General features: G+C 38.5%; 13 protein-coding genes and 1 pseudogene. 7 read left to right on the forward strand and 7 right to left on the reverse strand.

Translation table 11 applies throughout. The annotated features are described in order from the left end of the window. The first annotated feature begins 21 nt into the window (after nucleotides 1-21). The 3 genes and pseudogenes from QAP06_RS05335 to QAP06_RS05345 all read left to right on the forward strand — a co-directional run bounded on the left by QAP06_RS05335 (nucleotide 22) and on the right by QAP06_RS05345 (nucleotide 3250). Nucleotides 22-1242, forward strand: a complete 1221-nt coding sequence (locus tag QAP06_RS05335) for a bifunctional 2-C-methyl-D-erythritol 4-phosphate cytidylyltransferase/2-C-methyl-D-erythritol 2,4-cyclodiphosphate synthase (protein WP_286465251.1) — start codon at nucleotides 22-24, stop codon at nucleotides 1240-1242. A 21-nt stretch (nucleotides 1243-1263) separates the two neighbouring features. Continuing rightward, nucleotides 1264-2160 carry an OriC activity response regulator gene (locus QAP06_RS05340; protein WP_140471266.1) on the forward strand — a complete coding sequence of 299 codons (897 nt, stop codon included), beginning with the start codon at nucleotides 1264-1266 and terminating at the stop codon, nucleotides 2158-2160. A gap of 408 nt (nucleotides 2161-2568) precedes the next feature. Further along, a pseudogene (locus QAP06_RS05345) lies at nucleotides 2569-3250 on the forward strand (5'-3' exonuclease). A gap of 92 nt (nucleotides 3251-3342) precedes the next feature. On the opposite strand, the gene QAP06_RS05350 reads toward QAP06_RS05345, so the two are convergent. After that, nucleotides 3343-4593, reverse strand: coding sequence for a hypothetical protein (locus tag QAP06_RS05350; RefSeq protein WP_286465256.1), 1251 nt, complete (start codon nucleotides 4591-4593; stop codon nucleotides 3343-3345). Nucleotides 4594-4760: 167 nt separating this feature from the next. Between QAP06_RS05350 and QAP06_RS05355 the strand changes: the two genes are divergently transcribed. The 4 genes from QAP06_RS05355 (at nucleotide 4761) to fur (ending at nucleotide 7792) form a co-directional block, all read left to right on the forward strand. Then, the gene (locus QAP06_RS05355) at nucleotides 4761-5627 is read left to right on the forward strand and encodes a DnaJ C-terminal domain-containing protein (protein WP_286465259.1); all 867 of its coding nucleotides are present in this window, start codon (nucleotides 4761-4763) and stop codon (nucleotides 5625-5627) included. A 9-nt stretch (nucleotides 5628-5636) separates the two neighbouring features. After that, nucleotides 5637-6008, forward strand: a complete 372-nt coding sequence (locus tag QAP06_RS05360; protein WP_000332994.1) for a heat shock protein transcriptional repressor HspR — start codon at nucleotides 5637-5639, stop codon at nucleotides 6006-6008. Further along, a complete protein-coding gene (locus QAP06_RS05365; RefSeq protein WP_286465262.1) occupies nucleotides 6005-7180 on the forward strand; it encodes a replication-associated recombination protein A in 1176 nt (391 codons plus the stop codon). Before QAP06_RS05360 ends, QAP06_RS05365 begins: the two co-directional genes overlap by 4 nt. A 159-nt stretch (nucleotides 7181-7339) precedes the next feature. Continuing rightward, nucleotides 7340-7792 (forward strand): ferric iron uptake transcriptional regulator, encoded by a 453-nt coding sequence (gene fur / locus QAP06_RS05370; RefSeq protein ID WP_001253272.1) that lies wholly within the window; start codon nucleotides 7340-7342, stop codon nucleotides 7790-7792. A gap of 20 nt (nucleotides 7793-7812) precedes the next feature. On the opposite strand, the gene QAP06_RS05375 is transcribed toward fur, so the two are convergent. The 6 genes from QAP06_RS05375 to QAP06_RS05400 are packed head-to-tail and all read right to left on the reverse strand — an operon-like array spanning nucleotide 7813 to nucleotide 11855. Beyond that, nucleotides 7813-8310, reverse strand: a complete 498-nt coding sequence (locus QAP06_RS05375; protein ID WP_000780285.1) for a DUF2147 domain-containing protein — start codon at nucleotides 8308-8310, stop codon at nucleotides 7813-7815. Continuing rightward, complete coding sequence (locus tag QAP06_RS05380; RefSeq protein ID WP_286465265.1) at nucleotides 8307-8843, reverse strand: NanQ anomerase/TabA/YiaL family protein; 537 nt, start codon at nucleotides 8841-8843, stop codon at nucleotides 8307-8309. The genes QAP06_RS05375 and QAP06_RS05380 overlap by 4 nt, the downstream gene beginning before the upstream one ends. Before the next feature lie 28 nt (nucleotides 8844-8871). Further along, complete coding sequence (gene fliY, locus QAP06_RS05385) at nucleotides 8872-9735, reverse strand: flagellar motor switch protein FliY (RefSeq protein ID WP_286465267.1); 864 nt, start codon at nucleotides 9733-9735, stop codon at nucleotides 8872-8874. Nucleotides 9736-9738: 3 nt separating this feature from the next. Further along, nucleotides 9739-10803, reverse strand: a complete 1065-nt coding sequence (fliM, locus tag QAP06_RS05390; protein ID WP_078296028.1) for a flagellar motor switch protein FliM — start codon at nucleotides 10801-10803, stop codon at nucleotides 9739-9741. Beyond that, a complete protein-coding gene (locus tag QAP06_RS05395; protein WP_140499285.1) occupies nucleotides 10796-11563 on the reverse strand; it encodes an RNA polymerase sigma factor FliA in 768 nt (255 codons plus the stop codon). The genes fliM and QAP06_RS05395 overlap by 8 nt, the downstream gene beginning before the upstream one ends. Beyond that, on the reverse strand, nucleotides 11541-11855 hold the full coding sequence (locus QAP06_RS05400; RefSeq protein WP_000868000.1) for a hypothetical protein: 315 nt from the start codon (nucleotides 11853-11855) through the stop codon (nucleotides 11541-11543). The genes QAP06_RS05395 and QAP06_RS05400 overlap by 23 nt, the downstream gene beginning before the upstream one ends. Nucleotides 11856-11857 lie beyond the last annotated feature (2 nt).

An 11857-nucleotide genomic window follows, 5' to 3' on the forward strand; every position in this document is an offset into this window, starting at 1 on the left:
TAGAGGTGGGTTGTTGGTCGCATGTCTTTGATTAGAGTGAATGGGGAAGCTTTTAAACTCTCTTTAGAAAGTTTGGAAGAAGACCCTTTTGAAACTAAAGAAACGCTAGAGATTCTTGTTAAACAAACGAGCGTTGTTTTATTGGCTGCTGGGGAATCGAAACGATTTTCTCAAACGATTAAAAAACAATGGTTGCGCTCTAATCATACCCCCTTATGGCTCAGCGTTTATGAAAGCTTTAAAGAAGCCCTAGACTTTAAAGAAATCCTTTTAGTCGTAAGCGAATGGGATTATATTTATATCAAACGCCATTACCCTGAAATCAAGCTTGTAAAAGGCGGGGCATCAAGGCAAGAATCCGTTCGTAACGCTTTAAAAATAATTGATAGCGCTTACACGCTCACCAGCGATGCGGCTAGGGGTTTAGCCAATATGGAAACGCTCAAAAGTTTGTTTTTGACTCTCCAACAAACAAGCCATTATTGCATCGCTCCTTACTTGCCTTGCTATGACACAGCGATCTATTATAACGAGGCTTTAGATAGAGAAGCGATCAAACTCATTCAAACCCCGCAATTAAGCCACACCAAAGCACTCCAATCAGCCCTAAACCAAGGGGATTTTAAAGATGAAAGCAGTGCGATTTTACAAGCTTTCCCTGATCGTGTGAGTTATATTGAAGGCAGTAAAAATTTGCACAAACTCACCACGAGCGACGATTTGAAACATTTTGCTCTCTTTTTTAACCCAGCAAAAGACACTTTTATAGGCATGGGCTTTGATACGCATGCGTTCATTAAAAATAAGCCTATGGTTTTAGGGGGGGTTGTTTTGGATTGCGAGTTTGGGTTAAAGGCCCATAGCGATGGCGATGCTTTGTTGCATGCGGTTATTGATTCGATTTTAGGAGCGATTAAAGGAGGGGATATTGGCGAATGGTTCCCTGATAATGACCCCAAATACAAAAACGCCTCTTCTAAAGAGCTTTTAAAAATCGTGTTGGATTTTTCTCAAAGCATTGGGTTTGAATTGTTTGAAATGGGGGCGACCATCTTTAGCGAAATCCCTAAAATCACTCCTTACAAACCGGCGATTTTAGAGAGTTTGAGCCAACTTTTGGGTTTAGAAAAATCTCAAATCAGCTTGAAAGCCACTACAATGGAAAAAATGGGGTTCATTGGCAAACAAGAAGGGCTGTTAGTCCAAGCGCATGTGAGCATGCGTTATCAACAAAAACTTTAAACGCGATAAAAGGAAGAATGGATGAAAATCTTAATCATTGAAGACGATTTAGCGCTAGCTAGGAGTATCTCTCATAATTTGCATGATTTAGGGCATTTTTGCGAGATCATCTCTAGCATTTCAGAAGAAAACAAAGAGCCTTATGATGTGATTTTAGTTTCTTCTAAAGTTTGCACTCAAGGGCGTTGCGAACATTTTGTGCGTTATAATTCCAAGCAAATCATTATCATGATGGCTTCGCATGTCAATGAAGATGGCGTGAATAAACCCATTCAAGCGGGAGCGAGAGATTATATTCTAAAACCTTTTAAAATGGATGAATTGTTGCGCAAAATCCAATACCACAAAGCCTACCAAGAAATGACCGCTCGCTTGGGATTTTATGAAAATTACTTAGACTTTATCCATGCGGAATTGCCCTTGCCTAAAGATTTTTCTTACCGGCCGCCCTTTATCATCCACACGCCCTCTCAAGAGCTTGCGAACGCTTATTTATTGCAATACGCTAAAGAAAGGCAAATGGATTTTTCTTTTTTCTCTTTAAAGGATACCACTTGGAAAGAACTATACAGGAATAAAGACAAACTAGAACGCCCTTTTTACATCATGCATTTAGAAGAGCTTAAAAAAGATGAGCAATTGAAATTGTTAGAATTGGCCCGTTCATGCCCTATTGTTTTGTCCTATACCCATAAAGAACCCTTAGAATTTCCTAAAATTGTGAGGATTGAGTGCGGCAATAACCCTCTATCTTTGTTCAGCAACCACACGACTTTCCTTTCCATTCAAGAATATGAAAGAGAAGCGATCAGGCATTTTTCTTCTACTTGCACCGATACAGAATTGGCTAACAAGCTTGGCATTAGCCGCAAAAGCCTTTGGGAAAAACGCCGTAAGTATAATTTGCCGCGCAAATAAAAGAAAATCCTTAAGCCCTGTTTTTTGTGGGCGTTCGATCATAAAATGTAAAAATGCCAAAAGCGTTTTTACAATCAAAAGATCTAAAGCGAGCGATAATCTCTCAAAATTTAGCGTATTTAATGAGAATAGAGCTAATTATTATTAAAATAACTTATTATTTGCTATATATTTACTATAATAGTTTAGCCTTTAAAAAAGAGAAATTCAGCTTAAGGATTAACCATTAGACAAGCGTTTAACAAGGCAAGATTCACGCATTCAAAAACCCTTTTACTAGACATTGATTGTGTTATCCCTAATATTGTTAGGCGTTTGCTCTCTAATAAAACGCTCCCTAAAAGATTCGCCGCTTGTAGCTTGCAAGAGGTGGGCATCATCTTTCTTACCACTCAAATTTTATCCATCATGCGCAAAACCCGTTGCTCTAAAACGCTTTTTTTTATCACTAGGGGCAGAGAGTTTCCGCTACCAGCTGTGCGATCATTACAAACAAAAACGCCACCAATTTGATGAAGATTTTAGATCCCTTTTAAAAGCTCTAAAGATCGCTTTAGTGGAAAAATACCCCCTAAAAAAAGGGGCTAGAATCCGGGGCGAACATTGTTTTGAATATGAAGCCGATGATATTATCTCTTATTACAAAAAGAAAGACCCCAACAATTATGTAATAGCCAGCATGGATAAGGATATTTTGTATTCCAATAGAGGCTCTCATTTCAACCTCAAAACCAACGCTTTTTTCAATGTGAGTCAAAAAGAGGCTCATTTTTTTGCTTATTATCAGTGCGTTGTGGGGGATAAGGGGGATAATATTAAAGGGGTTAAAGGGATTGGTGGCTTCAACTATAAAGATTTTTTAAACGAAGACGCTAAAGAGCATGAGCTGTGGGAGCAAATCATTCAAGCGTTCAAAATTAAAGAAGATTTGAGCGATAGCGAAGCTAAAGAAAAGGCTCTTTTAAACATGCGTTTAGTCAATATGCACCAGATGACCCACCATGGCGTGATCAAATTATGGGAACCTGAGTTTAAAAAAGCTTTTTTCCCTAAAAAACCCCAAAGACCTGATTTTAAAAGAATTTCTTAAAACATTTTTATTTTTGATTTTTTAAAAAGAAGAAATTATCGCTTACTTTATTGCACAATCTCTTCCGCTATTGATTGCAAAGATGGTGTTTTTTAAAACAAAAACTTCCCAAAAAAGACAAAAGAACTATTTCCAAGACTTTTTCTCGTGGCTTTAGAATTGTAAGCATACACATACCCCCCACCCATATCAAAAGACAAACCCCTATAAGTCCAAACCCTAAAACTGCTCATTAAAGAATATTCTTGGTAATCCCCAAAAGCCACCATCGCGTCTAAACGCACCCTTTTAGTCTTAAGCCCTAAAAAAACATAGCCTGAAATGCTAGAGTTTGCAAAATAAATCGCTGGCACGCCGGGTGCGTTGATCCCACGACCATAGAATTTAGTCCTGTCATTAAAAGTCCATAGATAGCCATTATTGTTTCTTGCCGGAACGATATAAAAACCCGTTCCAAAATTAAAAATTTTGTATTTAAAAGTTTGATCGATCAAAAACAAGCCGGCATTTTTAGCGTTGGTGGCACTATCAGTGTTGCCGTATTGATACATGCCATGCACTAGAGTGTGCGAAGTGAAACCCTTAGCTAAAGAAGCGTCATACTCCAACTTACCCCCCACTTGCACCAAAACATTTTGGGTGGGCAAAGGCAAGCGGGTGTCCGTTAAAATAAAAGGAAGCACTTTAAGATTTTCATGCCTGTATTCTGCGCCTAAAACAAACACTTCCCCCCCAACATACAAGCGTTTAGACACAGGGTCATAAGACGCTAGAGCGTTTAGGGAAGTAGCGATCCGATTCCCTTGCTCTTTGTTGATTTGATGCCCATTATAAAGCATGCTATCCATAAAAATCCCAAAATAACGCATGGAATTTTGCTTAAAAGCCACAGAAACCCCTTGAATATTACCCCCTATCCAATCAAAATCCACAAAATCGGTATTGAAACGCCCTAAAGCTATTTTAAAACGCTGGTTAGTGTATTGAACATACGCATCTGAAACATCGCCAGCGCTCAAATAAGGTTTAACATTGTTAGAACTACCAAAAAAATTCCCTAGACTGATGTAAAGGTTGGCCAAACGCTGTTTGTTATAAATATTCCAAGCTCCAATCGCTCCAATGCCAAAGGACCACCCATTGCTATAAGAAAAATCCACCCCAAGGCGCGCTAAAGCCCCCACATAGCTGTGAGGGTTTTTTTGCACCCCTTGATTATACAATAGCCCCAGATAGCCAAAAGGTTTGACTGCGATTTCTAAAGCTTTCAAAGACAGACCATTTAAAAAAAGGATCCATAACGCTAAACAATAATATCTTTTCTTATTTTTCTTGTATTGCATTAAAAACTCATCGTGGATTTAAACCCAATATTTTAGTTAAAATTCCTTTTAATTGCACTGAAACGGGTTTAAAATCTCCATTACCTAAAAGCATTATCAATAAACTTGATTGACTAACACTAAAGATTTATGATAGTATTCTAATAAAACTATTTTAAAGGTGATCCATGAGCAAGAGCTTATACCAAACTTTAGATGTGAGCGAAAACGCCAGCCAAGATGAAATCAAAAAATCCTACCGCCGTTTAGCCAGAAAATACCACCCGGATTTGAATAAAACCAAAGAAGCCGAAGAAAAATTCAAAGAAATCAACGCCGCTTATGAAATTTTAAGCGATGAAGAAAAACGCCGCCAATATGATCAGTTTGGCGACAACATGTTTGGCGGGCAGAATTTCAGCGATTTTGCCAGAAGCCGCAGTGCTAGTGAAGATTTAGACGATATTTTAAGCTCTATTTTTGGGAGAGGAGGCTTTTCGCAAAGATTTTCTCAAAACTCGCAAGGCTTTTCTGGCTTTAATTTTTCCAATTTCGCCCATGAAGATTTAGATATAACCACCACTTTAAATGTCTCTGTTTTAGACACCCTTTTAGGCAATAAAAAACAAGTGAGCGTCAATAATGAGACTTTTAGCCTTAAAATCCCTATCGGCGTGGAAGAGGGCGAAAAAATCAGGGTTCGCAACAAGGGGAAAATGGGGCGAACGGGCAGGGGCGACTTGCTCTTGCAAATCCATATTGAAGAAGATGAAATTTATAGGCGCGAAAAAGACGATATTATCCAAATCTTTGATTTACCCTTAAAAACGGCTCTTTTTGGAGGGAAAATTGAAATCGCTACTTGGCATAAAACCTTAACCCTAACCATTCCCCCTAACACAAAAGCGATGCAAAAATTCCGCATTAAAGACAAAGGGATTAAAAACAGAAAAACTTCGCATGTGGGGGATTTGTATTTGCAAGCTCGTTTGATTTTGCCCAAAACTGAAACGCTTTCTAGCGAGTTAAAAGCGTTATTAGAAAAAGAATTGTAAGGAGGAATCGTGTGCGATTATGATGAACCGCTTTATTTGATAAGCGTTGTGGCTAAAATCTTAGGCGTACACCCTCAAACCTTGCGCCAATACGAAAAAGAGGGTTTGATAGAGCCTAGTCGGACTGATGGGAAAATGCGCTTGTATTCCCAACGAGACATGGATAAAATCAAAACGATTTTACGCCTTACAAGGGATATGGGGGTTAATCTAGCGGGCGTGGATATTATTTTGCGTTTAAAAGAAAAGCTTGATGAATTAGACAACCTGAATAAAGAATTGCAAGACGCTCTGCACAAACACTCTAAAAACACCAAAACCCCAACGAAAAATTTAAACACCCCTACCAATTTTTATGAATTGATTTTATTTAAAAAATGAGCCTGACTTCGCTTTTAAACCCCACAAGCCTAGAAGATTTTTTAGGCCAAGAGCATCTAATAGGGAAAGATGCCCCCTTATTTAAAGCCCTACAATCCAAACACTTCCCCCACGCCTTTTTCTATGGCCCTCCTGGCGTGGGTAAAACAAGCCTGGCTCAAATCATCGCCCGCATGCTAGAGCGCCCCATTCTTTTATTCAATGCGACAGATTTCAAATTAGAGGATTTACGCCTTAAGCTTAAAAATTACCAAAACACCCTTTTAAAACCCGTTGTTTTTATTGATGAAACCCACAGATTGAATAAAACCCAACAAGAATTTTTACTCCCCATTATGGAAAAAGATCACGCTTTAATCTTAGGGGCTAGCACGCAAGATCCTAATTACAGCCTAAGCCATGCGATCCGCTCAAGAAGTTTTATTTTTGAATTAACCCCCCTAAACAAAAGCGATTTAGACAAGCTTTGTGCTAAGGCTTTAGCATTGTTAAAAAAACAAATAGAGCCTGACGCTAAAACCTATCTTTTAAACAACAGCACTGGCGATGCTAGAGCGTTATTAAACCTTTTAGATTTGAGCGCTAAAGTAGAAAATCCTATCACTTTAAAAACGCTCAAATCCTTACGGCCCCATAGCCTAAATGACGGATCTTATAGCGATGATACGCATTATAACCTCACTAGCGCATTAATCAAGTCTTTAAGAGGGAGCGATGAAAACGCTTCCATCTATTATCTGGCGCGCTTGATTGCTGGCGGGGAAAACCCGGAATTTATCGCCAGAAGACTGGTGATTTTTGCGAGCGAAGATATTGGTAACGCTAACCCAAACGCCCTTAATTTAGCCGCTTCTTGCTTGTTTTCAGTCAAACAAATCGGCTACCCTGAAGCGCGCATTATTTTAAGCCAATGCGTGATTTATCTGGCTTGTTCGCCCAAGTCTAACACGGCTTATAGAGCGATCAATCAGGCTTTGGATTGCGTTCAAAAAGGCTCACTCTACCCTATCCCTAAACACCTGCTGCCTAACGCTAAAGACTATCTTTACCCGCATGATTATAACGGCTATGTCAAACAAGATTATTTGGAAAAACCCCTAGATTTGGTTTCTTCTCAAGGCATAGGGTTTGAAAAAACCCTTTTAGAATGGCTTGATAAGATAAGAAATTGATCTTATAAATTACATTAAAATGCGACAATGGTAATAAAAAATCAATATTTTTTGATTAAATTAAAATAATAATGAGTTTTATCTATGGTTCATCGCATTATTATTGTATAATAATATTCTAGTTATAAAAATCATTTTACGGACAAGGGAAATATTAGCATGAGAAGATTAGAAACTTTAGAATCTATTTTAGAGCGCTTGAGGATGTCTATCAAAAAAAACGGACTCAAAAATTCAAAACAAAGAGAAGAAGTGGTGAGCGTTTTGTATCGCAGCGGCACACACCTAAGCCCTGAAGAAATCACGCATTCTATCCGCCAAAAGGACAAAAACACCAGCATTTCTTCAGTGTATCGCATTTTGAATTTCTTAGAAAAAGAAAATTTTATCTGCGTTTTAGAGACTTCAAAAAGCGGTCGGCGCTATGAAATTGCGGCTAAAGAACACCATGATCACATCATTTGTTTGCATTGCGGTAAGATCATTGAATTTGCAGACCCCGAAATTGAACACCGCCAGAACGAAGTCGTTAAAAAATATCAAGCCAAGCTAATTAGCCATGACATGAAAATGTTTGTGTGGTGTAAAGAATGCCAAGAGAGTGAATATTAAAAGATTTTAAAAAAGCTAGCTTAAATAGGGCTATCTTTAATGGTTTTAAGGACTTCGTCCAAGTTAAAACGCTTGAGTTTTAGATTTTTGATTTCTTCATCGCTCAAGCGTTTCCAAGTGAAAGTCTTGCCCACATACCCCCATTTATCATAGCTTGAAGTGAATTCTAAATCCCCGTTTGAATTTTGAGTGACTCTCACATAGTAGGTCTTGCCGTCATAAAAATTATACGCTTTACCGCCTTTATAAGATCGTTTTCCAACCTTAATCAAATCGCTTAAAAACACCACGCCTTTATCGCTGCGATTCCTTAGCTTTGGGTTAGGGTTAAGCTTGTCTTTTTTGGCTTTAGAGCCATCCACATCAGAAATACCATAGGCATAGAACTTCCCATTATGCTCAAAAAACTCCACAAAAGAGCTTTTCATGTATAAAAATTCTTGAGTTTGATAAATTCCAGGCAACTCTACAGCCCCTAAAAAACAACAAAAAACTATAACAAGACTCACCAATTTCATAATTTTAATTTGATCAATCCATTAGGCGCTTTAACGACCGCTTTGAAAATCGGCTCTTCCCTATATTTTTCAAAAGACTCCCCATAAAACCTCAACGCATGCACGTCGCTTTCAAAAAAAATAGCCAGCATGCCCGCATCTAAACGCAAAAAAGAAGCTTCACTAACCGGCTCATAAACGATCAAATCTCTTTTTTCATCGTAAGGGTTTTTAATGACAGCTTGATTGATACCCACCACTTTAGCCCCCTCAACGCCTTTGACAATCAGCTGGAAATCCACATATTGTTTGTGGCTTTCAAAAAAGCCTTTCTCGCTTTCTTTGGCATGTTCTAAACAATAACTCTGCTCTATGCTAAAGATGCCATGCCCTAAAGGCGTTTGAAATTCCGTATTAGGATCGAGATTTAAAACCCTTTGATTCGCTCCACTACCCTTTTGCACAACATCTTTTAAATACCCATGCAAAATTTCTAATTCTTGCGTTTTTTTAAACAAATGCCCAAGCGAGCTTAATTCCCCAAAAATGGCCATAATCCTTCCTTTTTTACTCTAAAATGGTTTAATTTTTCAGTTGCTCTAAGCGTTCCTTTTTAGTGCCAATATCCGTGATCTGAATGCCAAAATTCCCATCCACGATCACCACTTCGCCCTTAGCGATCACCTTGTCATCTACAAGAATTTCCAAAGGATCATTCACCAATTGATCCAACTCCACCACGCTCCCTATATCCATAGAAACCACATCTTTTAAAATCATCTTTTTTTGCCCGATACGCACCTTAACGTTCAATTTCACATCCAAAAGCATGCTGATATTGCGGATTTCTATGTTTTCTAAAGACGCATCATGGGTTTTAATCTCTTCAGTAGTGCTCTGTGTCGTTTCTTCTTTTTCTTCTTTATGCGTTTTTTCAAATTGGCACTCAAAAGCCTCCGTAGTCAATAAAATGATTTGGCTTTCTTTGATGGCTTCCATTTTAAAAGAAAACACCATCGCTTTAGCGTAATCTTCTTTTTTAGGAAGCTCTTTAGCGATTTCAGCGTTCGTGGTAGTGAAATTGAGTTTGGGGAGCAATTCTTGAGACTTCAAGCTCGTAGCGATCGCGCCAAAAATATTAGAAGCCATTTCTTTAAAAGCGTCTAAATCGTCATTATCCATTTCTTCCTTACTCGCCCCCTCACCTCCTAACATCAGATCGCTTAAAGCGGTAACTAAATCTACCGGAGTCAATAATTCAATAGGGCTCTCTTCTTTTTCAATCGCATTAATCTTAACCCTTGCATAAGGCACGCTGATTAATTTCAAAAAAGATTCTTCACTACTAGAAATTTCTTTTTCTAATCCCACGCTCGGAGCCTTACCCACTAACCCTTCTAAAGTAGAGACAACCTCTTGAATAAAAATCTTAATAAAATCTTGCATTTCTCACTCTTCTTCTATTTTCATAATATCGCCCACTTTGCCTCTGCGCTGTTCTTCTAACATTTCTAAAATTTCTTTAGTGCGTTCTTTTTCGCTATAGATCACTTCTTTAATTTGAATGGTTTTTCTATACCCTTGAAACCCCACGCTCGCTAAATAACGCTTTTTTTTATGCACATACACGCTCACTTCATCATTAGCGACTTTATTCAACCGGATAGTATCCCCCACATCTAAATCCAACATTTCTTTCAAACTCAATTCCACCGCGCCCAAAAACACCATCATATCCACGCTCACCCCACTCAATAGCGCTTGCAATTCCTTATTACGGCTCTTTTTAGAGTTCGTTTCTGAAAGCATCAAATCCCTACTCCCCATTTTAGAAAGAATGCTCTCAATGGAAATCACCGGGTAACAAATGTTCATCATCCCACGGCTATGCCCAATGATAATCTCTAAAACCACCATGATAGAAATTTCATTTTGAGCGACGATTTGGACCACATTCGCGCTGGATTCTTTAGCGTCAATGGTAGGATACATCTCCACCACGGGCGACCACACTTCTTTTAAAATTTGCATCACCTGGCGTAAAATCGTATCCAATAAATTCAATTCAATATCGCTAAACTCCCTGTTTTGATCATACGCGCTCCCCTTACCTCCTAATAGTCTGTCAATCATAGGGAAAGCGATGCTAGGATTAATTTCTAAAACCCCTGTTCCTCCCATAGGCTTCATGGAAAAGACATTAAAGCTCGTAGGGCTAGGCAAACTCATCAAAAATTCGCCATAAGTCATTTGATCCACGCTATGGAGCTGGATCTCTACAATAGAACGCATGATAGAAGAAATTTGACTGGAAAGATTCCTAGCCATTTTGTCATGGATACTCCTAAAAGAACGCAGTTGCTCCTTACTCACACGATTAGGGCGTTTGAAATCATAGAGGGTTACGCTGCGCTGCGGGATAATATCCTTTTTTTGGACATTTTGAATATCCACGTTCTCATCAACGACTTCTAAAAGCGCATCAATTTCTTCTTGGCTTAAAATATCAGCCATGATCCACTCCTAAGGATTTACGCACCTTTTTAATCACTTCTTTAATGATTTGAGAAATACGCGATTCGGTAATGCCTAAAATCTCTTTAATCTCGCTCAAATTCAACTCTTCAAAGTAATAAAGCTGGATAAGGATTTGCTCTCGTTCGCTCATTTGATCCAGTGCTTTTTGGACATGCTCTAACAACTCTTCTGCTTCAATCTTTTTAGTGATTTCATCTTGCTCAATCGCATTGAATTGCTCATCTATTGGCACTAGCGCATAAATATCTGAGGCCGTTTTGGCTTCTCTAATTTTTTCAATATTCTCGCCTAAAACTTCCGCTAAATACGCATCGCTAGGCTCTTTCCCATGCTCATTAAGGTGTTTGGTAATTTCAATATCAATGCTTTTAATGAGTTTCCTGCTAGAGCGAGAAATCACATCTAAAGAACGCAAATAATCTAGCATCGCCCCATTGACACGAGTTTTAGCATACCCCCAAAAAGAATCGTTTAACGCGCTCTCATAACGCCTAGCTAATTTAATCAATTCTTCAGTGCCAATAGAAACCAGATCGTTAAAATCAATAGAGCTGGGCAAGCGCTCTTTTAAACGAAACGCCATAGCGCGCACGGCCGGTAGATACTGGATAGCGAGATCGTCTTGATGGTGGTGTTGTTGCTTATCATAGGCGTTCAAAACCTTTTCTATATTTTTTTCGCTTGTTTCAGTTTTTTGAATTCCTTTGGGCATTCTATTTTCCATCATCAAAATCATAACTTCTAATGTATTCTAAAATACTAGCCACTTCTTTTTCTCTGTTCTTAAACTCATGGTTGAAACGAAGCAAGCTCTCTTCAGTGCCTTTTTTGTCAAAAAGACAAATATCTAAATCCGTGCAAGCGATAAAAATAGACGCAAACAATAAGGCGATCAAGTATCCCCCAAGCGTGGATAACACCGTCCATAATAAAATGCTCTCTGGCTCATTGAATTTCAACACCGAAAACACTAACCCTAAAAAAAACCCTACCACAACAGAAAAATGGATAAAATTTTGCACTTTCATCA

Source organism: Helicobacter pylori (genome assembly GCF_030323545.1).
Lineage (GTDB): Bacteria > Campylobacterota > Campylobacteria > Campylobacterales > Helicobacteraceae > Helicobacter > Helicobacter pylori_CO.